This window comes from Blautia sp. DFI.9.10, assembly GCF_024461705.1.
Classification (GTDB): domain Bacteria; phylum Bacillota; class Clostridia; order Lachnospirales; family Lachnospiraceae; genus Blautia_A; species Blautia_A fusiformis.
This window is the reverse complement of sequence record NZ_JANGAA010000004.1, coordinates 54563-80708: the sequence shown is the minus strand read 5'-3', so window position 1 is coordinate 80708 and position 26146 is coordinate 54563. Positions and strand designations below refer to the sequence as shown.

The 26146-nt window shown below is 44.9% G+C and carries 20 protein-coding genes and 1 pseudogene; 1 reads left to right on the top strand and 20 read right to left on the bottom strand.

Annotated elements, in window-relative coordinates; genetic code table 11:
* Positions 1–15: 15 nt before the first annotated feature.
* From iolE to eno, 17 genes are all read right to left on the bottom strand, one after another.
* Complete coding sequence (iolE, locus tag NE671_RS03775; RefSeq protein WP_114001744.1) at positions 16–915, bottom strand: myo-inosose-2 dehydratase; 900 nt, start codon at positions 913–915, stop codon at positions 16–18.
* Between the two features lie 25 nt (positions 916–940).
* Positions 941–1954, bottom strand: coding sequence for an inositol 2-dehydrogenase (iolG, locus tag NE671_RS03770; RefSeq protein WP_015524414.1), 1014 nt, complete (start codon positions 1952–1954; stop codon positions 941–943).
* A 683-nt stretch (positions 1955–2637) separates the two neighbouring features.
* Positions 2638–3681, bottom strand: coding sequence for a LacI family DNA-binding transcriptional regulator (locus NE671_RS03765; RefSeq protein ID WP_118368426.1), 1044 nt, complete (start codon positions 3679–3681; stop codon positions 2638–2640).
* Between the two features lie 15 nt (positions 3682–3696).
* The gene (locus tag NE671_RS03760) at positions 3697–5283 is read right to left on the bottom strand and encodes a response regulator transcription factor (RefSeq protein WP_129974429.1); all 1587 of its coding nucleotides are present in this window, start codon (positions 5281–5283) and stop codon (positions 3697–3699) included.
* Positions 5283–7022: a cache domain-containing sensor histidine kinase gene (locus tag NE671_RS03755; protein WP_256163687.1), complete on the bottom strand. Its 1740-nt coding sequence runs from the start codon at positions 7020–7022 to the stop codon at positions 5283–5285. The genes NE671_RS03760 and NE671_RS03755 overlap by 1 nt, the downstream gene beginning before the upstream one ends.
* Positions 7023–7156: 134 nt before the next feature.
* Positions 7157–8524 (bottom strand): MFS transporter, encoded by a 1368-nt coding sequence (locus NE671_RS03750; RefSeq protein WP_227752198.1) that lies wholly within the window; start codon positions 8522–8524, stop codon positions 7157–7159.
* A 305-nt stretch (positions 8525–8829) separates the two neighbouring features.
* Positions 8830–9777, bottom strand: a complete 948-nt coding sequence (locus NE671_RS03745; protein ID WP_256163686.1) for a substrate-binding domain-containing protein — start codon at positions 9775–9777, stop codon at positions 8830–8832.
* Between the two features lie 119 nt (positions 9778–9896).
* Positions 9897–11048: an iron-containing alcohol dehydrogenase gene (locus tag NE671_RS03740; protein ID WP_015524408.1), complete on the bottom strand. Its 1152-nt coding sequence runs from the start codon at positions 11046–11048 to the stop codon at positions 9897–9899.
* A gap of 138 nt (positions 11049–11186) precedes the next feature.
* Positions 11187–11972 (bottom strand): 5-deoxy-glucuronate isomerase, encoded by a 786-nt coding sequence (locus tag NE671_RS03735; RefSeq protein ID WP_114001738.1) that lies wholly within the window; start codon positions 11970–11972, stop codon positions 11187–11189.
* Between the two features lie 16 nt (positions 11973–11988).
* Entirely contained in the window at positions 11989–13920 is a 1932-nt protein-coding gene (iolD, locus tag NE671_RS03730; RefSeq protein ID WP_256163685.1) for a 3D-(3,5/4)-trihydroxycyclohexane-1,2-dione acylhydrolase (decyclizing), read from the bottom strand.
* An 18-nt stretch (positions 13921–13938) separates the two neighbouring features.
* Positions 13939–14973 (bottom strand): 5-dehydro-2-deoxygluconokinase, encoded by a 1035-nt coding sequence (gene iolC / locus NE671_RS03725; RefSeq protein ID WP_015524405.1) that lies wholly within the window; start codon positions 14971–14973, stop codon positions 13939–13941.
* 409 nt (positions 14974–15382) lie between these two features.
* On the bottom strand, positions 15383–16411 hold the full coding sequence (locus NE671_RS03720) for a LacI family DNA-binding transcriptional regulator (protein ID WP_022426319.1): 1029 nt from the start codon (positions 16409–16411) through the stop codon (positions 15383–15385).
* Between the two features lie 138 nt (positions 16412–16549).
* Positions 16550–17926 (bottom strand): nickel pincer cofactor biosynthesis protein LarC, encoded by a 1377-nt coding sequence (gene larC, locus NE671_RS03715; protein WP_256163684.1) that lies wholly within the window; start codon positions 17924–17926, stop codon positions 16550–16552.
* Positions 17927–18670, bottom strand: a complete 744-nt coding sequence (gene larB / locus NE671_RS03710) for a nickel pincer cofactor biosynthesis protein LarB (protein WP_022426321.1) — start codon at positions 18668–18670, stop codon at positions 17927–17929.
* Between the two features lie 149 nt (positions 18671–18819).
* The gene (locus tag NE671_RS03705; RefSeq protein WP_021651749.1) at positions 18820–19557 is read right to left on the bottom strand and encodes an ABC transporter ATP-binding protein; all 738 of its coding nucleotides are present in this window, start codon (positions 19555–19557) and stop codon (positions 18820–18822) included.
* 12 nt (positions 19558–19569) lie between these two features.
* Positions 19570–20346: an ABC transporter permease gene (locus tag NE671_RS03700; RefSeq protein ID WP_044961662.1), complete on the bottom strand. Its 777-nt coding sequence runs from the start codon at positions 20344–20346 to the stop codon at positions 19570–19572.
* A gap of 139 nt (positions 20347–20485) precedes the next feature.
* Positions 20486–21781 (bottom strand): phosphopyruvate hydratase, encoded by a 1296-nt coding sequence (gene eno, locus NE671_RS03695; protein ID WP_044961624.1) that lies wholly within the window; start codon positions 21779–21781, stop codon positions 20486–20488.
* A gap of 487 nt (positions 21782–22268) precedes the next feature.
* Between eno and NE671_RS03690 the strand changes: the two genes are divergently transcribed.
* A complete protein-coding gene (locus NE671_RS03690; RefSeq protein ID WP_118752517.1) occupies positions 22269–22760 on the top strand; it encodes a DUF2798 domain-containing protein in 492 nt (163 codons plus the stop codon).
* Positions 22761–22885: 125 nt separating this feature from the next.
* On the opposite strand, the gene NE671_RS03685 is transcribed toward NE671_RS03690, so the two are convergent.
* From NE671_RS03685 to NE671_RS03675, 3 genes and pseudogenes are all read right to left on the bottom strand, one after another.
* Complete coding sequence (locus NE671_RS03685; protein ID WP_118752516.1) at positions 22886–24175, bottom strand: MATE family efflux transporter; 1290 nt, start codon at positions 24173–24175, stop codon at positions 22886–22888.
* An 11-nt stretch (positions 24176–24186) separates the two neighbouring features.
* Positions 24187–25175: pseudogene (locus tag NE671_RS03680) on the bottom strand (guanosine polyphosphate pyrophosphohydrolase).
* 83 nt (positions 25176–25258) lie between these two features.
* Positions 25259–26119, bottom strand: a complete 861-nt coding sequence (locus NE671_RS03675) for an alpha/beta hydrolase (RefSeq protein ID WP_173740221.1) — start codon at positions 26117–26119, stop codon at positions 25259–25261.
* Positions 26120–26146: the final 27 nt, after the last annotated feature.

Genomic DNA, 26146 nt, shown 5'->3' with positions numbered 1-26146 from the left:
ATTTCCCTGTCGTAATTATAAGCCTGTCTTCTCAGCAATGAATTTTCTTGCACGGATCGCATACTCAAGCGGATTAGCCTTAGCCGGATCCTGCTCAGCCTCAACAACCATATATCCTTCGTAGCCTGCATCCTCGAGAACCTTGAAGATCGGATCATAGTTGATGCATCCATCTCCCGGAATCGTGAAGGCACCGGCTCTTACGCCTGCAAGGAAGCTCATGTTTTCTTTCTTAACCTGCTCAACAACTTCCGGACGGATATCCTTCAGATGAACATGTTTGATCCTGTGAACATATTTCTTTACGACCTCAAGAGGATCCTCTCCACAATATGTAAAGTGACCGGTATCAAAAAGAAGACTTACATATTCAGGATCTGTATTCTCCATCATACGGTCAACCTCAGCAAGGCTCTGTACAACAGTACCCATATGATGATGGAAAGTAAGAGCAATACCATACTCCTCTTTTGCGATCTTACCAAGCTTGTTCATACCTGTGCAGAAGGTATCCCACTCTTCGTCATTCATCTCATATTTATGTCCGAAAACCGGAGTATCCATCTGGCCCTGAACACTGTAGCTCTGCTCAGATGCGCCGATCACTTTCGCACCCATAGCTTTCAGGAAAGTAAGCTGTGCACGGAACTCCTTCTCAACCTCCTCAAACGGTTTGGTGATCAGGAAGCTTGAGAACCACTGGTTACAGATCTCAACACCACGAAGTTCAAGAGCCTTCTTAAGAACCTCAGGATCCTTCGGATACTTGTTACCCACCTCGGAGCCTGTGAAACCGGCAAGAGCCATCTCACTGACGCACTGCTCAAAAGTATTCTCTTTGCCAAGATCCGGCATATCATCATTTGTCCATGCAATTGGTGCAATACCAAGCTTTACTTTATTCTTATCAAACATTGGTCAATTCTCCTTTTTATTTGAATTATTCCATAATCTCAGAAATCTTAACCGGTCTGTGCTCCTCACTGGATTTCTTAGCTGCAAGACCCATTAATACCGGTTTCAGACCATCATAAACATTAAGAGGTGTCTCTTTGTCATTAACGATCGCATCAATAAATGCTGCAACCTCTTTACCATAAGCATCCATGTATCTCTCAAGGAAGAAGAACATCGGCTTCTCACCTGTAACACCCTCAGCATTGCTGATCACTGTGGAAGACTGGCTGTCATTGGAAATAGCAGCCATACCATCAGAACCGAAAACCTCAGCTCTCTGATCATAGCCATAGGAAGCTCTTCTGCAGTTATCGATAACAGCAATAGCACCATTCTCCATCTGAAGAGTGATAACAGCTGTATCAACATCCCCAGCCTCACCAATAGCCGGATCAACCAGATTTGCGCTCTGAACATAAACCTCTGTAGCATCGCAGCCTGCAAGATAACGAACCATATCGAAATCATGAATTGTCATATCCAGGAACATGCCACCGGAAACCTTAACATAATCAATGCTAGGCGGCTCAGGATCGCGGGAAGTGATCTTGATGATCTCCGGTTTACCAACCTTACCAGCTGCAACAGCCTGCTGAAGAGACTCAAAGTTATGGTCAAATCTTCTGTTAAAACCAACCTGATATTTCAGATTTGTGCCCTCAAGAGCATCGATAACCTCTTTGATCTTGGCAATGTCATGATCGATCGGTTTCTCACAGAAAACATGCTTGCCAGCCTTGATAGCCTCTACAGAAATCGGAGAATGAGTATCTGTAGAAGAACAGATCAGAACTGCGGAAATCTCAGGGTCGTTGATGATCTCCTTATAATCCTTAGTCGTGTGCTCAACACCCATGCTCTTAGCCCATGCAGCAGTCTCATCATTTAAGAAAGGATCTGCAACCGTCTTGATCACCGCATCCGGCACCCTTGTTGTGATACTGGTAATATGAACTCTACCAATTCTACCTGCTCCGATAATACCAACTTTAATCATAGTTTTGATCTCCTTTTGATTTATTTTCCCAATGTAATCTCTTTGCGTGTCCGAACACGCTCTTTATGCTTAATATAATATCATCGCAACACACAAATCGCAACCCCTAATATTGTACAATATTACCATCTTTTTTCTATTAAAAATGACGAGAACTATTTTTAGCCACAATATGTAATATTTTTAGGTCAACTTCACCGAAAATATCTCCAACACATCCCCATACAATCACCCCAAGCCTCTCACACCCCACCACCCTCCAAACATCCAGCACAGCATCACAACTCACATCCCTTCAAACATCCAGCACAGCATCACAACTCACATCCCTTCAAACATCCAGCACAGCGCCGATGCCACACCCCTTCCAGCATCCAGCGCAGCGCTGACAACCCACAACCTATCGTCAAACGACATTTTTTCTCGCTGGAAACACCAGCCGCGGAAGGGGATGCTGTCTGGCTCTGCTTCTGCAGGAGGGGAGCTGATTCTTGGACGGCGGGAATCTGCGTTGTTTTTCAAAAGTCCGCTGTCTGAGCGGCAGCAGGCCGCGAGTTCGGACTTTTGAAAAACGCTTTTAGCAGATTTCCGGCGTCCTAGAAGCCAGCCCCCGACGAAGCCGCAGACCAGACAGCATCCCCTTCCGCGGCGTCCCTCCGCACAAAAAAAGGAGACACCCCACTTCAGTGTCTCCCCTCCGGAATCGTATACTCATTCCTTATATATATTTCCGTAAAAATCTTCGCCCTCTCCGGCGCTTCCCCATTAAACAGCAGCCGGAACAAAATCATCACCGGCTCATACCCCTGTATCCTGGCATCCTGCCCGATCAGGAAATGAATAAACCCTTCCCTCATCAGCTCATAATTCCGCCCCATAAAATCATTGGCAACCATCTTCACCTGACCAGCTTTCCCCGCTCCGGCGATTGCCTCACACACCCCCTCCTCACCATGAGAAGTAAGATATATCCCGTCAAGATCCGGAACATCCTTAAATATCCCTTCCGTAATCTCCCTGGCCCTGCCATTCTCCTCAAAGCAATACTCCGGCCCAATGATCTCAATCCCAGGATACTTCCGCGCAATTTCTTCACGGAATCCAACCACCCTGCTGCTCAGAGAAGTATTGGTACTATAGCCGGAAATCACAGCAACCTTTCCTTTTCCACCGGTCAGTTCCCCCATAAGCCCCGCAGCCGCACGGCCACACTGCACACCGTTCTGCCCTACAAAGCAAAGCCGTTTCGTATCCTCCACATCTGAAGTAAACGTCACCACCGGGATCCGAAATTCCTCCACAAACCGGTCAATTTCCCTTTTCACACGTTCCTCATCCAAAGGAACCATGGCAATACCACGAACCTCTTCCATCCGCATCTTCTCCATGGCGAGAATAACATCCTCCGCATTCTGATGCTCGATCTTATGGACCAGGACTGTACCACCAAGATTATCCACCTCAGCGCACGCCTCCTGGATTCCCTTCAGAACTTCTTTCATAAAAGGTGTTTCCGCACCCTGCAGGATCACGCCGATCTTAATATTATTTCTGCTCATGGATAGAGCACGGCCCAGTTGATTCGGCTTATACCCCATCTCATCAGCGATGGCACGGATCCTCTCAGCAACCTCCGGACGGATCCTGCCCCTGTTATTTAACGCTCTGTCAACAGTACCTCTGGAAACACCGGCAGCTTCCGCGATCTGCCTTATAGTAACTCCCATACTAAGCACCTCTTTCTATGATAATCCGGATTCTTTTCTGTATTCCGCAGGACTTAAGCCCGTAAACTTCTTAAATATCTTGGAAAAATAATGATAATCTCCAAAACCGGAACGCAACGCCACATCCTTAACTTTACAGTTCGTCTCTGAAAGAAGCTTCTTTGCACAGTCGATCCGAAGCTCCTGCACATAATTGGAAAAACCGATCTTCATCTCCTGTTTGAAAAGATAACTGAGATAAGCAGGATTCACCTCCGCCGCATCTGCTGCATCCTGAAGGCTGATCGGCGCTTCATAATGTTCCCGGATAAACTCCAGAGCTTTTTTCACAGCAGCAGAGGTCCCCTCCGGAACAGCATCCTCTTCCCCTACAAAAAGCTGTGAAATACAGGCACTGCCCTTTTCCCTGAATTTCTCAAAACTTTCGATATCTCCATACCAGATGAGCTCTTTCTCAATTCCGGCTGTCTGATTCAATTTCTTAAGCCACTGTACCAGAAGTCTTCCGTCGGTATAACGATCCTGACAGTCAGCGAGAACCTGTGTCCAAAGCTCCTCCGCTTTCTTTCGGTCTTTCCCTGCCTTCAACCTGGAAATCTGCCCTTCCAGCTTCTCAGCACTTTCCGGTAAAACACTGTCCGCTTTCTTCCGTCCTTCAAAATAAAGGATCTCTTTTTTCTCATAAAAATGCAGCTTCATCATTTCTCTGGCCTGCTGATAAGCCTGGCGGATCCCATCCTCTCCCATGCAGACACTGCTGACACTGATACCAAAATCACAAAGATCCTCCTGACAGTGCCGGTAGCAGATCGCTGCTGCCTCAGTCAGTCTCTGCTGCATAGCCGATGTCCTGCAGTCTCCGGAAAGATCAAGAAAACAGCAAAAAATCCCTGCGCCAAGATAGACCACTTCCGCAAATTCACTTTCTGTCCCAAGAAGCTCCTCCGTACGTTCCAGCAGTCTGTGACGGAAATGATGGGAATACTGTTCCACTTCCAGCGGCGTCCATTGTCTTTCCCTCTCTGCCCAGTTCTCCATAAACATACAGATCACAGCACTGTTAAAATATTTCCCGGCGATTCCGGCTTCCACACGCTTTTCCTCACGTGCCTGATTTTTCAGCATCCCCGAGATCAGTCCGTTAAAAAAATAATACTTCAGAGCGTGACTTCCCAGATGGATCAGCTTTCTCGTCCGTGCCTGTTCCTGACTTTTTTCTCTGCGCTTCTCGATCAGCCGGGCTGATTTTTCCAGAGTATCATAAAGACTATCCTCATCCAAACTGTTCTTTAATACATATTCATCCGCCCCAAGGCGCATGGCCTCTTTTACATATTCAAAATCATCATGACAGCTGAGCACGATAATATAGATATCCCTGTTTTCCTCACGGATCTTTCTGATCAGCTCAATTCCATCCATCACAGGCATGGTAAGATCCGTCACAAGAACATCGATTTTTTCTTTCTGAAGGAATCCATAAGCTTCCTCCCCGTCTTCTGCATCATCCACGATCTCATATCCTGCTTTTTCCCAGGAATCCAGGGTTTTGAGATAGCTCCTTACAAGAAAATCATCATCTGCCACCAGTGTTCTGTACATTAATTTTTTCTCCCTTCTTCAGGCATATCATAGATCGCAGGCAGAAATACCGTGACCTCCGTACCGTTTCCACTGCTTACGTATTCCATTCCTCCCTGTGTCCCGTAATAAAGCTCCAGGCGTTCTTTTACATTTGGAATCCCTACTGCGGAAAGTCCGTTTGTTTTTTTTGCATGACTGTTAAAAAGATCTCGGATCTGCTCTTTTGTCATTCCTCTGCCGTTATCCTTTACTATGAGGATCAGCTTTCCTTCACTTACGTTTCCGCTGATCCAGATTTTTCCTGTTTGCCGTTTGATGTCGATCCCGTGAAGAAGAGCATTCTCCACAAGCGGCTGAAGGATCAGTCTTGGAATATAGCACCGGTATGCTTCCTCAGAGATCTCATATTTCACCTGAAAGCTTCCCTGATAGCGAAAATCCTGCAGATGGATATAATTTTTCAGTATATGGATCTCATCGGCAACAGAAAGGAAGCTTCCCTTTTTGTTGATACTGGCCTGCAGAAGCTCCACGAAATCTCCAATAAGCCCCGCCAGCTCTTTTTCCCCTTTCAGAAATGCCGCAAATTTGATGGAGTTCAATGTATTATACATAAAATGCGGTGTGATCTGATACTGCAGTGCTTCCAGCTCTGCATCTTTTTTCTGCTGTTCCTCTTCGATCACCTGGGCGATCAGAGCTTCGATATAATCCAGCATGTGGTTGAATTCTTTTCCGAGGGTTCCGATCTCATCAGCAGTAGTCACTTCTGTACGGAGGCTCAGATCTCCCTCACCAACCTTCTCAACCGTGCCAGTCATGGATCTGAGCGGTCCGCAGACTACTCTGGAGAGCCACAGTGCCAGCAGCACAGCTGCCACAAAAACTGCACCAAATATTCCGATCAGAAAGAGCCGCATCCGGGAAAGTCCGCTTAAAACTTCTTTTTTCGGTACCTCCAGATATAAGCCGCAGTCTGAAAAGCTACCTCTGCTGAAAAAAGAGATCACACCGTTTTTTTCTGCATAGCCTTCCATTTTGGGAACATTCTGGTCTGTAATCTCTGGAAATGTTTTTCCTATGTCACTGTAGTCTCCGGATGTCACGATTTCATCATTTCTGTCTACCAGAACTATTCTGGTGATCTTTTCGTCATTGACAGCTTCCAGATATTCGTAATAAATTGCCCGTTCCCTGATGTCTGCGACAACATACCCCAGAATCTCTCCGTTATCATCCTCTACCTTCTGGATCACAGAAAGAAAGCTGCCGCCTTCATGGATCGGAGATTCCACAAGAACCGGAAAGGAATCCAGTTCCTGTATTTTTTCCAATTCCTCGATATGTTCTCCTGAAATCCCCTGCTTGTTTACCGGAAATTCCTCAGAAGTCACAGCCATTTTTTTGTCTGGAAAAACAAAGTAAAGGGAGTTGATATCTTTATATTCCCGACTGTGTTCCCGGAGAAGCCCGGCCATATTTTCCAGGCTGTTTTCATTTTCTGTACAGCTGTAGTCCTTCGCATTATTTCGTATATCTGTATCCCAGGCAGTTCTCGTATTCACATAATAAATCTCTTTCAGGGATTCGTCCAGATCTTTTATAGTCTGCTGCATCCGTCCATACAGGATACCTGAATAATTTTCTTCGATCATCCCTGCTGCCCGAAAATAAAATACCACCGTAAGAGAACAGGCAGTAAACATGGTTACTGTCAGGATCGCCAGTAATATCTTTGCCCGGATACTTTTTAACATAGAACTCCTCCCTTCCGTAAAGCGGATATACGCCTCTCTATGCTATATGCCCATAAACGCAGGAAACAGCAGGAGTATCCTACCCCTGCCTGATTTCCTGTTTGCGGTTGAATATATGTTTTACAATAAAATGTTTATAACTGTCCGTGTGCCTCGCGCTCGGTAAGCTCCTGCATGATCGCCGGATACATTTTGTCAAGCTTATATCCGAAAAGCGTTACAATGATCACTGCTGCAATGAGAATCGGTCCAAATTTATAAAGAGAAACGATCATCTCCAGTGCTGTTTCCGGCTGTGCAGTTATTCCTGCAGATGAGCTTACATATCCGGAACTGCTTAAAAGACCTGTGATCACTGCGGAGGCAAGACCTGCGCCAACTTTTGTTCCGATGGAACCGCCTGCAAAGATCAGACTTTCCTGACGGATATGGTTTTTCCACTGTCCGAACTCTACTACATCACCAACCATACTGAATACAACTGCGTTCAGTGGAGCAAGTCCGATGGCACGTGTGACACAGCTCATAACCATGAAGCCGAAGCTGTATGGATTCAGGAAAAACAGAATCTGGCCGCCAAGTGCAACAAATCCGCCGACAAATGCGATATTTCTTTTTCCGAATTTCTTGATCAACGGTGAGCAGATGAAGATTCCCACTACCAGAACCAGGGTTTCTGTAAGGAACAGTGCGCTGTACATCCATGTATCATTGTTGAAAATATATTTACAGTAGTACGGAAGAATGGTTCCTGTGATCGTAAAGGATACACTCTGTACTGTCCACAGAAGCATTACTGCCCAGAAATACTGATTTGCAAAAAGTGCCTTCAGCATTGTCGGAATCGGAAGCTTCTCATCTTTCTTTCTTGCTTCGATCTGAACCTTTTCCTCACATTTGAAGAAGCAGAGAAGCAGAAGTGCAAGCGCAAGCACTGCCCATACACTCATAACCTTGATCCATGCAGCCTGATCATTTCCAAGAAGCTTTACAAGCGGCAGTGTACAGGTTGCTGCAACGATCTTTCCGATAGGTGACAGCCCCATTCTCAATACACTGAGTTTATCTCTCTCTGATGATTCGCGAATCATCATTGAAGAAAGGCTTCCATATGGAAGATTGATCGCTGTATAGCATATGGTCGTACAGAAGTTATAGGTTACAAAGAGATACAGAAACTGAAGCATCCCTGTTGTACGCGGCACTGTGAAAAGCAGTACTGCTGACAGCGCAAACGGAATGCTCATCCACAGAAGCCAGGGTCTTGATTTTCCCCATTTGGAATTGGTCCTCTCTACAATGACACCCATGACCAGATCGGAAAATCCATCAAAGCATCTGGAAAGTAACATTACCAGTCCTACTGTTGCTGCGCTTATCCCTACATAATCTGTGTAAAACAGCGTCAGCAGTGTTCCGATCATTCCGAACACGATATTACATCCTACATCTCCTCCAGCATAACACAGCCCTGTTGATACCGAAAGTTTTTTCTTCTCCATCTTATTATCCCGCCCTTTCATTTCTTTTCGTTTTTTTATTTTCGCTTTCCTTTTGATGATTCTATTTTATCGAAAATACGGGATTATCATAGTATGAGAAATTTTAGTTTTTTCGGTATTATTTTTACCTGACTGTTAAATCTGTACCAAAGTTTTTCTGATTCTGATATCTCTACATCCTTCTTTTGTCCTATTTTTATGTTTCGTGTTTTATTTTTGGATACCAGCCTGACTTTTTACCGAATCAGTCAATGCCTCTGCCGGATTGTAAAAAATAATAAGCAGCGGATGGAAACCTGCTTGTATCAGGGATGAGAATGTCCGTCATCCTTCATATATGTATCAATATTTTCTTCGGTAAGCACCTGGGAATCCAGAATCTCATCTTCTCCTGTTCCCTCTCCCTCCAGATCCTTCACAATATACCGGATGGTTTCATACCCGATCTGATAACCGGACTGCGCGCCAAGCGCCACAATACGCCCATCCTGAACCGCTTTCAAGGCATCTTCCTGAGCATCTACGGAAACAATAGAAATCTCCCGTCCTTCAGTTGCCTCTGAAAGCCCCAGGGCCGTCACTGCACTTGTGGCCATGATTCCGTTAAGATCCGGATACTTCACCAGGATCTCATCCACATCCTTCTGGGAAACCCGCATATTGCTGTATCCGTTCCGAACCATTTCAATGGTGATCCCAGGCTCTTTTTCCATATATTTTTCAAATCCAGCAACACGCATCCGGTGTCCAGCCTGCTTAAAATCACCGGCGATCACGCCAATCTTTCCTTTATGATCCAGAGCCTTTGCAAGCTGCTCGCCCAGCTCATAGCCTAGTTTTTCATTGTCAATTCCAATATAAGGGATTTCTGAATCCTCTATGGGAGTATCACAGGCATATACAGAAATCCCCTTTTCTCTTGCGAAATTTAAATAATCTTCGCATTCATAGGAATCTATAGGAGAAACTGCCATCGCCTGGATATCGGTTTTCAGAAGATCCCGGATCATATTTTTCTGAACATCTTCTTCTGTTTCGGAATCCGGAGACAGAATCACCACATCTGCATGATATTTTTCTGCCGCATCTTTCATTCCGTCGCAGACAGACAACCAATATTCACTGCTTTTAGATTTTGTAACAACACCGATCGTTACCTGCTCTTCTTCTGTTTTCTTTGCAGAAGACCCGCATCCGGAAAGGCTGCAAACTCCTATGACTGCCACCAGAATACAGATATACTTTTTTCTCATGAAGGATATGCCTCCTTTTCTTTTGCAGCTATATTTGCTACGGGAAAAAAGACTCCGGAGCCTTTTTCTCCGGTCCGGAGTCTTTTCCTATCTGGCAATGCAGGGTTTACATTTACATTTTACCAGAGTTTTCTGTAGATTTCTTTTACTTCCTCTTCTGTTACATCACGCATGGTATTCTGAGGACTTCCACTGTCCATGGCATCATGTGCCATTTTGTCGATGACGTTGAAGAACTCTTCTTTATTGATACCGAACTGCTCCAGAGTCGGAGTATCCAGTTCATTTACAAGTGACTCTACTGCTTTCAGGAATTTCTCAGCTGCTTCCTGATCAGAATCAGTTGCATCCGCCACACCAATATCACGTCCCAACGCTCCGAATCTGTCGTATGCTCCGGGAAGCGCAAAGGTAAGGCACTCCTTCAGAAGCATGGCATTGGAAAGTCCGTGTGCTACATGGAACAGTGCTCCGATCGGACGGCTCATTCCATGGATAATGGTAACAGATGCATTGTTAAATGCGATTCCTGCCTCAAGAGCAGCGACAGACATCTGTACACGAGCTTCTTCATTCTTTCCGTCTTTATATGCAACCGGAAGATATTTAAAGATCCTCTTTACTGCAGATACTGCAAAAGTATCGGAAAGTGTCTGTGCTTTTCTGGATGTATAAGCTTCCACACAGTGGCAAAGTGCATCAAGACCTGTTGCTGCTGTGATCTTTGGAGGTGCAGTCATAGTAAACTGCGGGTCGATAATGGCAAGATCCGGCATGAGAACTTTGCCTTTAAGAAGCATCTTGATGTCTTTTTTGGTATCCGTGATGATCGTGAACTGTGTTGCCTCAGATCCCGTTCCTGCTGTGGTAGGGATCGCCGCCATTGGCGGCATCTTTACATCGATCACTTTTCCCATGTAGTCGGAAATGCTTCCACCGTTTACTACCAGTGAGCCGATGGCTTTCATGGAGTCAATGGGGCTTCCGCCTCCCAGAGCTACCAGGAAGTCACAGTTCTCATCTTTATAGATCTGTAAGCCTTTTTCGATCATGGTATCTGTTGGCTCACCACAGATGTCAGAATAAATGCTGTATTCAATGCCCTGATTTGTCAGCGCCTTCTCAACTTTTGCACAGTTTCCCAGGTCGATCATTACTTTATCGGTTACGATCAGAGCTTTTTTACCAAGGAGTTTCAGTGCTCCTTCTGCCATGTCCAGTGCTCCGGAACCGGAAATAATTTCTCCAGGTACAATAAATTCTCTTGCCATTGTCAAAATCTCCCTTCAGTCAGTACAATTTTTTTCATAATAGCAGCAGGTCTACTGCTGTCCGCTTCTCACGGACAACAGCATTCTCCTCTTCCTGCTGCCTGTTATTTACGATCCAGTATCAGTATCTCCGAATCCTTAAAACTCGGCGTCATGAAGCCAGGTATATCTCTCATCCTCGCAGCGGTCTGTCTGCAGCCACGGATTTCCGTCAATGTGGCGGATCATCCAGCATGTATACATCTGATATCCAGGTGCAACTGCCTGCGGATGAAGCTCTCCTCCTGGAATTGCGGAAAAGCTCTCGTCTGTACTCTTAAATACCTGATCACCGACAAAGCTTGCTCCAAATCCTTCCGGATGGTCGAATTTAAAAAAGTATGTCTCCGGCTGTGGATGTCTGTGTGGCAGATATCCGGACCAGTTTCCTCTGTCGTTGAGGACTTCACCAAGTACCATATTGGACTCCGGTGAAATGTCATGATCGAAGATGGTGTTTACTCTTCTCTTTGCCACGTTTCCGAACTTGCCTACGCAGGAATATCCCCACGGAGCATCTTCCGGTTTGTAGAGTTTTGCACCGAAATCTTTCTCGTTCTTTGTGCACTGAACAAGGATCTGTGACTCTGCATTTGCTACAACTGTAATCTCAGTTCCTGTGCATCCGTGAACACACCATGGTCCCTCTGTGAACACGTCTTTTCTGGTTGCTGCAGCTTCGTTTCCGTTCCATTTATAGGTAATGTTTCCGGAGAGGAGGAGAACTGCTGTCTCCTCACCCTCTCTTAAAAATGTTCTTGTCTCTCCTGATTTCATACGGTAAACACGGATGTCCATCATCATGGCCTTGTACTCATTATCGTATGTTGTAAGAATCTTTTCGCCTTTTTCGTCATATTCCGGATAACCAAATACTTTACTCATTTTCTTACCTCCCAAATTAGTACAGTCTTGCCTCTTCACGGCCTTTCATAACTCCCTCGCAGGCCTTTCTTACGCTTTCTTTCTCAGATGTTGTTGCAATTCCTACATCCCACCAGGACTCATATCCGTCTGTCATGGTCTTCGGGATAACTTTGAGATCAAAGAGGCATGCGATCTCCTGCTTTTTGGCATCTTCCAGAGCGTCTACCAATTCCTGGATGGTGCGGCAGGTATAGGTCTTCAGACCATAGCCTTCGCCGATCTTTGCATAATCTACAGGGATCAGATCTCCGGTCGGTTTCTTGCCGTCTGTATAACGGAACTCTGTTGCAAGGCTTCCGATTCCGTGGTTCATCTCAAGGTTGTTGATGCAGCCAAATCCGCAGTTATCGAATACCATGATATTGACTTTCTGTCTCTCCTGCATGATAGTCATGATCTCACTGTGAAGCATCTGGAAGCTAGAATCTCCAACTACGCAGTATACTTCATTATCCGGCTCAGCAAATTTCACGCCGAGGGTAGCGGCAACCTCATATCCCATACAGGAATATCCGTACTCTGCATGATATCCGCCACGTTTGTCTGTTCTCCACATACGCTGCATACAGCTTGGAAGGGAACCGCCTGCTGTGATGATGGTTGCATCTTTGTCGATAGTTCTGTTGATCGCTGCAAGTGCTGCTGTCTGTGTGATCTTTCCGTTTGTAAGCTTTACATATTCCGGAATCGTACGAGGATCTCTTGCCTTGATCAGCGGCTCAAAATCATCTCCTGTGTACTCAATGCTTCCAAGGCGCTCCATCTCTTTATCCCATGCAGCTTTTGCTTTCTCGATCTCATCTGTGTATGCAGATTTATATCCTCTTGCACGAAGCTTTTCTGCTAGTGCTTCTACGGTAGCTTTTGCATCACCCACTGCTTTTACTGCATCCATCTTGTATGCGTGGAATCTGCAGTTGTTGATACTTACAAACTGAACATCCTCATTCTGGAACAGATGCTTGGAGCTTGTTGTAAAGTCAGACATTCTGGAACCGATAGAAATTACCACGTCTGCGTCTTTACCGATGATGTTGGAAGCGTAGGTTCCTGTTACACCGATACCGCCAAGGCAGTATGGATTGCCAGACTGGCAGGCGCTCTTTCCGGCCTGTGTCTCGCCGAACGGGATCTTGAACTCTTCACAGAATTTCTCAACAGCTTCTCCAGCTTCTGAGTAACGGACACCACCACCAACAACGATAAGCGGTTTCTTCGCTCCTGCGATGACCTCTGCCACATCCTCAAGCTCTTCCTCTACTGCAACCGGTCTTGTGATCCTGTGCACTCTCTTCTTGAAGAAGTACTCCGGGAAGTCAAAGGACTCACCCTCAACATCCTGGCAAAGCGCGATGCAGCATGCACCTGTTTCAGCCGGATCTGTAAGAACTCTCATTGCATTGATCAGAGCGGTCATGACCATCTCCGGTCTTGTGATCCTATCCCAGTATTTGCAGACTGGCTTGAATGCATCGTTCGTACTGACGGCAAGGCTGCTGCTCTGCTCCAGCTGCTGGAGAACCGGGTCAGGCTGGCGAGATGCAAAAGTATCTGCCGGGAATACAAGAAGCGGAATATTATTTACAGTTGCTGTTGCACATGCTGTTACCATGTTTGCAGCTCCAGGTCCGATGGAGGAAGCGCATGCAATGATTTTTTTGCGGTTGCTCTGTTTTGCAAAAGCGGTAGCAACGTGACACATACCCTGCTCATTTCTTCCCTGAAGAACCTTCAGCTGTCCCGGATTTGTATCCAGTGCCTCACCAAGTCCTACAGCAATACCGTGTCCGAAGATCGTGAAAAATCCTTCTACGAATTTTGTCTCCACTCCGTCCATGGAAACATACTGATTATCCAGAAATTTTACAATTGCCTGTGCAGTTGTCATTCTTACTGTCTTTGACATTTTTTCCACTCCTTTTCTTTATACTCTTGCGATCATTTCGCCGAATTTTTCTTTTTCATCTTTAATGAATGCGTGAACTTCATCCGGTCCCGGAAGGGAATCGGAGCAGTTGTTGCTTTTAACCATCATGGATGCCTCAGCAGAACCAAACTCCAGGCAGTCAATGATCTCCCAGCCCTGATACAGTCCATACAGGAATCCGGAGCCGTATCCGTCGCCGCCGCCGAAGCCTTTTCTTGCCTCAACCGGGAATGGCTTGATGCTGAACTTCTGTCCGTCAACTGTGTAGGCTGTGGAACCCTTCATACCGTGTTTGATGACAACGATCTTTGCATTTTTTGCCTGCCAGTAAGCTGCACTCTCCTCATCAGTCATGCCTTCTTTGATCAGTTTCTCTGTAAGGTCAAACTCTTCTCTGGAGCCCATGATGATGTCAGCTTCCTTAGCTACGATGGAATAGTAGATGGAAATCTCATCTGCATTCTTCCAGTTGTACTCTCTGTAATCAATATCAAAAATGATCTTTGTGTTTACTTTCTTAGCAAGCATAACCGCTTTGATCGCTGCTTCTCTGGAAGGGCTCTCTGCAAGAGCAGTTCCGGAAATGAGGATCGCTTTTGCATTTTTGATATAATCCTCGTGGATGTCGTCTACATGAAGCTGCAGATCTGCGATACGGTTACGATACATGAGGATACTGCTTTCCTTTGGAGAAAGCATCTCGGTAAAGGTAAGTCCCAGCTTCTCTCCGTTTGTACATTTTGTGATCTGTGAGGTATCGATTCCTCTCTCATCAAAATAATCTACAACATACTCACCGAACTGATCATCCGAAACCTTTCCGATAAATCCTGCTTTCAGGCCATGCTTGGTAACACCTACAGCGATGTTTGCAGGAGATCCTCCTACAAATTTCTCAAACATATGTACCTTCTTCAGGGGTTTGAACTCCTCCTTTACCTGATCGTTGTAAGCAGGATTAAAATCAATGGCAACTCTTCCAAGGAGCACCAGGTCCATTGGTCTGGATTCATCAAATTCGATATACTTCATGATCTTACCTCCGTTTGTTTGATGGTTTATTTTTTACTTCTTTTTTATGTGCTTTTTTTACTTTGCGTGCTTTTTCTTTTGTTTAGCGTGCTTTCTTGCGTGTTTCTTATGATGTTAATATAGCACTGTTTTACAATTTGGGCAAGTACTTCTTTTCATTTTTCTTTTTTTCAGTTATTCTATACAATTTTTGTAGTTTTGTTTTGTTCAAAGTAGCTATTATCTACATGTGCATTTGCGTGTTGATATTTTTAGCACGCTATTAGCACGCAATCAAATGTATCCAGACAGTCGTTTTCTTGGAATCTATATTTCATATCGTAGTATCTTACAGATTTCCTGTAATATAAAAAAGCCTGCAGTTTTCATCCTGCAGACTATTTTATATGATACTTTGCACAATACATGTTCAAAGGTTATATTTTGTTTTGATCTTGATATCTGTAAAGAGATATTCTCTCTCCGGCTCCTGTCCTTTTGTCAGGATATCCGCCAGGATCCTTGGCGGTTCATACCCCTGGACATATCCATTCTGGTCGATCAGAAAATCCACATGATCATTCTTCAGTGCCCGTTCATTCTTCGGAGTCTGATCGTAGATCACAACGTAGGGCCTGCGGTCAAGTCTCAGCTTTTCAAATGCCTTACCCACTCCTGCCTGGCCTCCGGATACCACCAGGATCCCGCTGATCCCTGAAGTACTCATCATGGCATTTTCTATAATGTGCTCCACCTCAGCTGCTTCATCAAAGCTTCCGTGAACACCGGCGATCTCCAGATGTGGAAAAGCCCGCTTGGCTTCCTCCACAAAGCCATCCACTCGCTGATTGTCAACATGATTGCTGAAATATCCGGTGATGATCAGGATCTTTCCATTTCCTCTTGTCAGCATTCCAAGAAGTCCGGCTGCGGTACGTCCGCTCTTGCGGTTATCCATTCCCACAAAACAGGTTCTTCTCGTTCCTACAATATCAGAGTTAAAGGTTACTACTGGGATATTCTTCTCTTCGATCAAAGCATTCAGTTTCTCCCGGACAGTCTCACTGTCTACCGGCATGATCGCAAGTCCCCGGATTCCTTCCTGTTCCAGTTCCTCAATGGCCTGCAGCTGTTCCTCTTCATCAACGGAAAGACCCTCTTTCAGGATCAGCTGGATCCCTTTTTCTTTCAGTTCCACGGCTGCCTTCTCAATACCACGGTTTACTTCCTGCATAAAAGAAGATCTGGCAAGCTGTGTCACCACTCCGATCTTCAGTCTTTCATCTTTAGCTGTTCTGGAATGTTTCCGTTCTTTCTGTACATATCCCATCTCGTCCGCCAGACGGCAGATTCTCTCTGCCACCTCCGGATTGATCCGTCCTCTGTGGTTCAATGCTCTGTCCACGGTTCCCCTGGAAACCCCTGCCTGTTCTGCAATCTGCTGTATTGTTACCGCCATAAATCCTTCTCCTGCCTCTGCCTTACTGTGTCGTTGCCAACTGTTCCGTCCGGCAATAATCTTTCTATATACATTTATATAGTTTTTTCGAAAAGGTGTCAATATGTAAGTGCATTATACAAGGCAACCAACCCGATCTTATCCCCGCACAGCCATATGATATACTTCTTTATAAGAAATCCCTGTTTTTTCACAAAGTTTTTTTACGCTTTCGTATTCCGGATAATAATATTCCTGTCCGTCAAAAGTGCAGACCTTCACTTCTACATTTCCCAGCGGGGTTGTAACCGTTCTTTTCTCTCTTTTCAGAATGGTTCTCTCCATCTCCTGGCGACGAATCCCAATGGTTGTCGTTTCTCTGAAAATAATCTGCTCCATCGCTGAAACCTGTTCTTTTTTACATAGAACGGTAAGCAGCCATGCCGGACGGTTTTTCTTCATAAATACAGGCATGTAATTGGCCTCTCTGGCTCCTGCCTCATACAGAAGCTCCATAACATAGCCAAGCGTTTCTCCTGTACAGTCATCAATGTTGGATTCCAGCTTTATAATGGTGTCTATTTCCGTACAAGTATCATTGCCTGAAGCCTCCTCCTCGGATTCCCGGATCAGCATGGCACGGAGAATTCCCGGGCACTCATACTGGCGCTTGCCTGCTCCGATACCGATCTTCTCCACCGTAAAATCTTCAGGCAGTTTTTCTGATGTAAGGAATGCCGCCACAATGGCTGCTCCTGTAGGCGTTATCAGTTCACCCTGCACCGATGTGATATGCAGCTTCAGCTGATGAGCACTTACAATATTACTTACCGCCGGTACCGGCACCGGAAGGATTCCGTGCTGACAGCGAATCGTTCCGCTACCCTCACAAAGTCTTGGAACGATCACTTCCTCCACATCCAGATCATCCATACAGATTGCAACAGAAAGAATATCCACAATGGAATCCACTGCACCCACTTCATGGAAATGGACCTGATCCACCGGTACATTATGGGCTTTTGCTTCTGCCTCGGCAAGAATCTTAAAAATTCTTTTTCCATAGGATTTTGCACGATCTGTCATATCTGCATGGTCGATAATCTCCATGATCTCGTTAAGGCCACGGTGTTCATGGTGATGGTGTCCGTGGTGGGAATGCATCGTTTCTGTATATATATGACTGTTTCCATGGGTTTCCTGTACATGATGTTCATGAGAATGGGGATGCTCATGGGCTTCATGACTATGTTGATAATGATGTTCCTCATGATCCTGGCTGTGAGAATCTCCATCATGCCCATACAGATATTTCATATCATGATCATGATTCTCATGATCCAGTAGTACATCAAAATCACAGGCATCGATCCCTGATTTCATCACACGGCTGATCTTTATGTCGAAACCTTTTACCGGCAGACTTTTAAGAGTTCTCACCAGTTTTATCTGATCTGCACCCAGATCCAGAAGAGCCGCAACTGTCATATCCCCGCTGATCCCGGAGGTACACTCCAGATATAATTTGTTTCTCATTTATTTTCCCTCCGCAAGCCGATTGATCTGGGTTGCCAGATATCCTGCCCCAAATCCGTTGTCAATATTTACTACTGCAATTCCGTTGGCACAGGAATTGATCATTGTCAGAAGCGCTGACAATCCATGAAAGCTGGCGCCATATCCCACAGAAGTAGGTACCGCGATCACCGGACGTTTCACAAGACCACCCATAACACTTGCCAGCGCACCCTCCATTCCTGCTACCGCAACCACACAGTTAGCCTCCTGGATGGTATCCAGCCTGGAAAAGAGTCTGTGCATACCACTGACTCCCACATCATAGATCCTCTCCACATGTGTGCCGAAATACTCTGCTGTCTGGGCAGCTTCCTCCGCAACAGAAATATCTGCTGTTCCGGCTGTACATACTGCCACCTTTCCGATATGCTCCTTCTCTTTTTCAATCTTCAAAATTCCGGAAACAGGATCATAAACCACATCAGGAAGAACCTTTTTTACCAGTTCATACTGATGTTCTGACGCCCTTGTTCCAAAGACTTCTCCATCTTCCTCATAAAGCTTCTGATAGATATTCAAAAGATGTTCGTCTGCTTTTCTCGCACAGTAAACTACCTCCGCAAAACCGGTCCTCGCTTTTCGGGTAGTATCCAGCTTCGCATAATCCATTTCTTCATATCCCTCTTTTTTCAGAAGGTCCTCTGCATGCTCCACAGAGAGCTGGCCTTTTTTTACCTTTTCAAGGATCTGCTGTAAAGTCATCTTTTTGCCTCCCTGTTTTCTTCGTAATATAATAACACAATAGCCAGACATTTGCATCATTTCCGCAAATCGTCTGGCTATCTGCTATTCAAACCGTTCACTGTCCGGTTCTTTTTATTTATGCGACTGCCTAGGCCGCCTTCTGTTCTTTATCTGATCATCTCCGTATATTTGGCCGAGATCTCATCAATATCTCCATATGCGATCAGTTTTCCTTTTTCAAGTATCATTGCTTTATTGCACAAGCGCTGTACCTGTTCCAGAGAATGGGATACAAACAGTACCGTAACGCCCTTATCAAACATACTTAAGACTTTCTTTTCACTCTTTTTCCGGAATTTGGCATCTCCTACAGAAAGGACTTCATCCAGGATCAGGATATCCGGTGATACCAGTGTGGCAATGGAAAATCCAAGTCTTGCCTTCATACCGGAAGAATAATTCTTAATAGGGACATCGATAAATTCCTTCAGTTCAGAAAACTCAACGATCTCATCAAATTTCGATTCCAGAAACTTCTTGGAATATCCGAGCATCGCACCATACAGAAAAATATTCTCACGTCCTGTATACTGCGAATCAAAACCGGCTCCCAGTTCCAGAAGAGGGACCAGACGTCCGTTTCGGACCACCTTGCCTTCGGTAGGCTTGAATACACCGGCAATTACTTTGAGCAGAGTACTTTTTCCCGCTCCATTAAGTCCCAGGATTCCTACACGGTCACCTTTTTTCACCTCAAAATCAACATTCTGAAGAGCCCAGAATTCATTATATTTAATTTCTTTTTTTAAGAATTTAATCACGTAATCCTTCAGGCTGTCTACCTTTTCTTTACTGAGATTAAACTTCATACTTACGTTATCTACAACTACTGCAGGTTTTTCCATATTTTTCTCCTGTTAAATATAAAGGATAAACTCATCCTGTTTCTTCTTGAAACAGAACATTCCGATGGCAATCGTCACAAGGCTGAATACCAGTGCGTATGCCGCATAATGCAGGTTCATCGGCTCCCCGAACATTCCTGAACGAAAAACATCGATGGTACAGTACAGCGGATTATATTTCAGGATCCATGAAAAACCACTTTTCAGCAGTCTGGACGGATAATAAAAGATCGCACAGGTATACATGATCAGCATCAGCGCTACTGACCACAGATATTCCATATCTCTGAAAAAAACGCCAATCGTAGCAAGGATCATTCCACAACCATAAGACAACAGAAATACCAGGATCAGCGCGATCGGGATCTGGAGCATATAAAGTGTCGGCTCCACACCAAGTACTGCTCCTACCGGAACCAGCACGATCAGTGAGATCAGGAAGATCACATAGTTAAAAAGTACACTTGACAGCGGATAGAGATATTTTGGCACATAAACTTTCTTGATCATTGCCGAATTCGCTCTTACTGATTTCAATGCCGCTTTTGTGGCACTGGAATAGAATGTGTACAAAAGACGTCCTGTCAGGATATATACAGGAAATGTCCGATCCTTGTTTCCAAACAGGGTACCGAATACGATCGTCAGTACGATCATGGTAAGCAACGGCTCAAGAAGAGACCAGATGATACCAAGATAGGAACGTCTGTACTTCAGTTTGATTCCTTTTTTTACAAGCTCTCCCAGAAGAAACCTGTAACGCATAAAAGTATTTACGTATTCTTTCATAGCATCTCCAATATTCAATTTTATTTTTTCACACGGCTGTAAATCATAATATACTATTTTGAGAAATCTGGCAACCTTATTTTCGCCAAAAAAAGGCACGCCAAAGCGTACCTTTTTGAGAAATGTGTTAGTTATGATCTTATCTCTTGATATTGAATGCCCGGAATCCCGGATATACTGCTGCATCACCAAGCTCTTCCTCAATACGGAGAAGCTGATTATATTTTGCCACACGTTCGCTTCTGGAAGGAGCTCCTGTCTTGATCTGGCAGGTATTCAGTGCCACTGCAAGATCTGCAATGGTTGTATCCTCTGTCTCTCCGGAACGATGGGAAGAAATCGCTGTATAGCCAGCTTTATGTGCCATTTTGATGGCTTCCAGAGTCTCAGATACAGAACCGATCTGATTCAGTTTGATCAGAATAGAATTTCCGCAGCCAAGGCTGATACCTTTCTCAAGACGCTCTGTATTTGTAACAAACAGGTCATCACCTACAAGCTGTACTTTTCCTCCAAGTTCTTTTGTCATGATCTGCCAGCCTTCCCAGTCTTCCTCATCAAGGCCATCCTCAATAGAGTAGATCGGATATTTTTCGATCAGATTTTTCCAGTGATCAACAAGCTCCGCAGATGTAAATTTCTTTCCGCATTTCGGAAGAACATACTCCCCCTTTTTGTTTCCTTTCCACTCACTGGATGCAGCATCCATGGCAAGTACAAAATCCTTTCCAGGCTCATATCCTGCTTTTTTCACTGCTTCAAGGATGTACTCAATGGCTTCCTCATCGCTTCCAAGGTCTGGTGCAAAACCACCTTCATCTCCAACGCTTGTTGCAAGGCCTTTTTCTTTCAGAAGTGCAGCAAGAGCGTGGAATACCTCCGTACACCAGCGAAGTCCCTCTTTAAAGCTTGGTGCTCCTGCCGGCATGATCATGAATTCCTGAACATCAACGGTATTCGCAGCATGTGCACCACCGTTTAGGATATTCATCATCGGAACCGGAAGTCTGTTTCCGTTCACCCCACCAAGAAATCTGTAAAGGGGGATGTCAAGAGAAATCGCAGCCGCACGTGCGCACGCAATAGAAACCGCAAGAATGGCATTTGCGCCCAGTTTTGATTTGTCCTTTGTTCCATCTGCTTTGAGCATGGCAGCATCCACTGCATAAATATCAGATGCATCCATTCCTGCCAACGCATCATTAATTACTGTATTGATATTTTCAATGGCCTTCGAAACACCTTTTCCTCCAAAACGGCTTTTATCCTGATCTCTCAGCTCAAGTGCTTCGAATTCTCCTGTGGACGCTCCGCTTGGTGCTGCTCCTCTTCCGACCGTTCCATCTGCCAGATAAACCTCTGCCTCTACGGTCGGATTTCCTCTTGAATCAATAATCTCTCTTCCAATGACCTTCTCAATCTCTAAATAATCCATTTGATATTTATCCTCCTGTCTGGTCTTTTCGCCCTGTCCGTAACTCCTGTTCAGGCCGCATTTTGTCAAGGGATACGGCCCGCCACAAATTTTACGCATTAGTTAGAATCCGCTAACCGTTTACAAGTTTACTATATCTAACTTTAACGGTCAAGAGGAGTTATTGCCATTTTTTTCTCAATTACTCTTCTGATATTTCCATGTTTTTTCAGAACATTCCGCAGGATGTTGCGAATTTTACTTATTGACAAGGCTTTACTACTTATGATATCATAACCGCCGGTATCAAGCGGATATTCGTAAACCGCTCTGCTGCCTGCTTACAGCCAAATAACTGCTTCGCAGTTTGATTTGGTCAAAAAACCGAATATGGTTTATGACAAAATCCTGTCATATATTGGAAACGCACATTCTCCTGAATGATTAACGAACAACACATGCTCTGAGGTTTTACATTATCACTTAATCATTTTAAAGGAGGATTTTTATGCCAAAAAACAAATTTCAGGAAGTTATCTTTACCCTTATCATGGTATTTTTTATGGTTTACGCCATGATCTGCTACAACATTTCCCTGAACACAGGGAGTATGACAAACCGTGTGTTCCTTGACGCTTTTCATGAACTGGTGATCATGGGACCGATCGCATTTATCCTTGACTTCTTTATTGTATCCAAGCTTGCCTTTGGTTGTGCAATGCGCATGGTAGATTTCAAAAACTGCCATCCGTTCAGCAAGATCCTTGCGATCTCCGTTCCTTCCGTTGCTTTCATGTGCCCGTTAATGAGCCTCGCGGCAACCATTCTCTTTAAGGATGCCGGAAATCAGTTTGTAGCTGTATGGCTTCAGACAACCGCATTCAACTTCCCGATGGCATTCTTCTGGCAGCTGATCTATGCAGGTCCGATCGTACGTTTTATTTTCAGACATATCTTTCCTGAAAAGGAAAACGTAAAAGAAGCGACAGCAACTATGTAAAATTAAAGAAAGCACATTGCTATGGTTGAACCACCCCAAAAGTCATACTTTCCGGTGGCGGCTCATTCCATACAATGTGCTTTTTATTTTTCACGCGAATCTTTCTCATCGGATCTTCGAATCTCTCAGACTGTTTTCTTTAATTCAGGCATCTTAAGTATCTTCACGATCAGCGGGATCACCATACCGAGAAGTGGCACCAGAGTCACCGCGATCACTACTTTTCCGATCATCTCCAGCGCACTGGAAACCAGAGGGATCACCGTTTCTCCAAGGCCCTGCATAGCATTTCTGAGGACACTGATCACAGCCGTTACGAAATAAAAGATCGTATCAAATTTAAGATAATTGGCGGCATTGCGGATCACCGTTTCATTATAGCTTCCTGTGACCAGATAGATCAGCTGTTTTCCAATGGTAAAGCTGAAGATCACTGTCATCACGGACCAGATACAGGTATACAGAACTGCAAGACCGATTCCATGACGTACCCGGTCCATCCTCCCTGCTCCTGCGTTCTGGCCGCAGAAGATTGCCATAGTCTGCCCGAACACGCCAAACATGATCATAAACATCTCTGTGATCTTACGGGCTGCTGTATGTGCCACGATGATATCTCTTCCAAGCCGGTTGATGGAAGTCTGCAGTGCCAGTGTACCAAGATTTACAAGAGAGCTTACAAGTCCCATAGAAAGTCCGGCACTCAGCATATTTTTCATCATATTTCTTTCGAGACCGAAAAAATCCTCTTTTTTCAGCCGCAGGATCTCATACCTGCGGATCATGTAAAACCAGCATATAAAAAATGCCAGCGTCTGTGAAAGTACCGTGGCAATGGCTGCTCCCTGAACTCCTGCTTTTACTACCAGAATAAAAAACAGATCTCCTGCGATATTTAAAGTTACAGACACTGCCAGGATCACAAGAGGCGTCACCGTATCCCCAAGTGCGCGCAGAGATGCCGCGCAGGTATCATAAAGAAACGTTGCCAGCATACCTGCGATAATAATAAAGATATACTGCCTGGCGGTTCCCGTCAAATGATCCGGAACATTCAGGAACCTCAGGATCGGATGCAGAAACAAAAGTCCTAAAACAGTCAGGATCAGAGAAATCACGCTGCCCATTACAAGAGACAGTGCAAAAGATTTTCGTACTTCTTCCCGGTTTCCGGCACCGAATTTCTGTGCGGTGACAATGGCAAATCCATTTGCAAGGCCCATCAGAAAACCGATGATCAGCCCGCTTAAAGGACTGGTGGCCCCTACTGCCGCCAACGCATCTTCTTTAAGAAAGCTTCCCACGATCCGGGTATCTGCCAGGCTGTACGTCAACTGCAAGATATTTCCCAGAAATACAGGAAGCGCAAAGGACAGGATCAATGCGGAAGGCTTCCCTTTTGTCAAGTCTTTCATGTCATCCTCCCTCAGTCAACGATATCATTCTGAAAACGGGAAAGATGCTCATAAGGAAGGATCATCCTTCCGCGGAACAGTCCGCAGCCATCATTGATCAGGCTGTTGTTTACCGCACCAAACATATTAACGTCCAGCGCAGCAAGATCCAGTCCAAGAAGTCGCATACCCCGCTCATAAGCCTCATCAAAATAGATACATTCCCCCTGGGGAATCGCGTCCCTTCTCCTGCGTTCACTTTCCTGTTTTTTCTCATAGCTTAAATGGTTGGCGGAACCAATCTCCGCAACATCATCCATGTCTTTGGTCCGCAGCTGTACTTCCATATAGCTTCGGGAACTGTTATCATAAAACGTGATATGCAGGGACTGATAATCATCCTCACTGTTATTACAGATGTAATCCCTATAGTAAGGCTTTGCTTCCCTGCTGAGCAGTGGCGATGTACTTTCCTGCACTCCTCTGGCCGGCTCTGCGGTAAATCCTCTTTCTTCCAGAAATCCCGGAAGTATATTGGCGATCTCATAAAGATAACGAAGCTCTTCTTCTCTGACATTCTCACCATTTTTCAGATGACATCTGGGCATGGCGATAACGATCCTGTAGGCAATAAAATCGCGGAAACAGCTTAACCGTTCCTTGATCTGGGATACGGAAGGATATTCCCCATATTCTTTATAGTAGTCATAAATAAATTCTACTACATATCCGTTAAATTTTTCCTCCGCACGGATCAGGGATTTGATTCTTCCCTTGAAGGTAAACGCCAGAAACGGATATTCCCCTGCCATATATTTATAAAATTCCCGGATCTTCTGAGACTGGGCAGTGAGGAAATCATTATGCTCCAGAAGCTCCTGGATCTGGATCAAAAAATTACAGGTACCAGATCGATCTCATTATGTTTTTCCTTCGCCTCTGTCCTAAGATCCCGAATGTATTTCTTCAGTATCCGGAGAAGAGTATCTCCGGAATACAGATAATCGTTTAATGTTATCATTTGTGTTTCTCTTTTCTATTTTGGTCTTTTCAGGATCACATATTTACAACAACTGCTGGATGATCTGTGTTCCTGTCTTTTATTTATTTCAGTTTTTCATGGAAAAACTCTGCGATCCGGTTCCATACCTCATCCTGGAAAAACTGGATATCTGCATGGTCTGCGCCATCCAGTGTCAGCAAAGTGACATCACAGTCTTTTTTCTCCAGAAGTCCGTATAAAGTTTCCGACTGAACATAAGGAACGACCTGATCGCAGTTTCCATGGATGATCAGAAATGGCGGTGCATCCTTCGTAACCTTGGAAACCGGACTGCTCTGGTATGCCTTTTCTTTATTTAACATGGAATTAAATCCAAGCAGAAGGGATTCTGCGGAAGAAGCACATTTTTCTGCAGATTCACATGGAAATGCGGAAAGATCCGTAGGCGGATACCATGGGCAGGCAGCCTGTACCTTACTGGATTCTTCCAGATACTCTCCCACATCCAGAGCCGGATCATTGTCCAGCGCAGCCATACAGGTAAGATATCCTCCGGCAGACTCTCCCATAACTCCTATCTGCTCTTTGTTGATGCGGAACCGGTCTGCATGGGCTTTCAGATAACGGATAGCTGCCTTTACATCCTGCAGCGGCATGGGATACGGGCCCTGATTAGAAGTACGATACTCCACACTTGCCACTACAAAGCCACTGGATGCCAATCTGCTCAGATAAAGATTATGTGCGGATTTATCCATCATCAGCCATGCGCCTCCGCAGATCCAGAGGATGCAGGGATAGATTTTTCCATCTTTTGTTTCCGGGTAGATTATATCCAGTTTCAGATCCCGCCTGCAATGTCCGAACCAGGAATCCACCTGTGCGTAAGTAATATCATTTACTGTAATATACTGAGGCTTCTCTACTGAAAGCTTCAGTGTCTTTTTTTCTGCTTTTGTCATAATCTATCTGCCTCTTTTCTTCTGATC

Coding starts and splice junctions, on each gene's coding strand:
- iolE (WP_114001744.1), bottom strand. CDS start 915: ATGTTTGATAAGAATAAAGTAAAGCTTGGTATTGCACCAATTGCATGG.
- iolG (WP_015524414.1), bottom strand. CDS start 1,954: ATGATTAAAGTTGGTATTATCGGAGCAGGTAGAATTGGTAGAGTTCAT.
- NE671_RS03765 (WP_118368426.1), bottom strand. CDS start 3,681: ATGGGAGTTACTATAAGGCAGATCGCGGAAGCTGCCGGTGTTTCCAGA.
- NE671_RS03760 (WP_129974429.1), bottom strand. CDS start 5,283: ATGTACAGAACACTGGTGGCAGATGATGATTTTCTTGTAAGGAGCTAT.
- NE671_RS03755 (WP_256163687.1), bottom strand. CDS start 7,022: ATGTTAAAAAGTATCCGGGCAAAGATATTACTGGCGATCCTGACAGTA.
- NE671_RS03750 (WP_227752198.1), bottom strand. CDS start 8,524: ATGGAGAAGAAAAAACTTTCGGTATCAACAGGGCTGTGTTATGCTGGA.
- NE671_RS03745 (WP_256163686.1), bottom strand. CDS start 9,777: ATGAGAAAAAAGTATATCTGTATTCTGGTGGCAGTCATAGGAGTTTGC.
- NE671_RS03740 (WP_015524408.1), bottom strand. CDS start 11,048: ATGGCAAGAGAATTTATTGTACCTGGAGAAATTATTTCCGGTTCCGGA.
- NE671_RS03735 (WP_114001738.1), bottom strand. CDS start 11,972: ATGAGTAAAGTATTTGGTTATCCGGAATATGACGAAAAAGGCGAAAAG.
- iolD (WP_256163685.1), bottom strand. CDS start 13,920: ATGTCAAAGACAGTAAGAATGACAACTGCACAGGCAATTGTAAAATTT.
- iolC (WP_015524405.1), bottom strand. CDS start 14,973: ATGAAGTATATCGAATTTGATGAATCCAGACCAATGGACCTGGTGCTC.
- NE671_RS03720 (WP_022426319.1), bottom strand. CDS start 16,411: ATGGCGGTAACAATACAGCAGATTGCAGAACAGGCAGGGGTTTCCAGG.
- larC (WP_256163684.1), bottom strand. CDS start 17,926: ATGAGAAACAAATTATATCTGGAGTGTACCTCCGGGATCAGCGGGGAT.
- larB (WP_022426321.1), bottom strand. CDS start 18,670: ATGACTTTACAGCAGATCCTTGAAAAGGTAAAAAAAGGCCAGCTCTCT.
- NE671_RS03705 (WP_021651749.1), bottom strand. CDS start 19,557: ATGGAAAAACCTGCAGTAGTTGTAGATAACGTAAGTATGAAGTTTAAT.
- NE671_RS03700 (WP_044961662.1), bottom strand. CDS start 20,346: ATGAAAGAATACGTAAATACTTTTATGCGTTACAGGTTTCTTCTGGGA.
- eno (WP_044961624.1), bottom strand. CDS start 21,781: ATGGATTATTTAGAGATTGAGAAGGTCATTGGAAGAGAGATTATTGAT.
- NE671_RS03690 (WP_118752517.1), top strand. CDS start 22,269: ATGCCAAAAAACAAATTTCAGGAAGTTATCTTTACCCTTATCATGGTA.
- NE671_RS03685 (WP_118752516.1), bottom strand. CDS start 24,175: ATGAAAGACTTGACAAAAGGGAAGCCTTCCGCATTGATCCTGTCCTTT.
- NE671_RS03675 (WP_173740221.1), bottom strand. CDS start 26,119: ATGACAAAAGCAGAAAAAAAGACACTGAAGCTTTCAGTAGAGAAGCCT.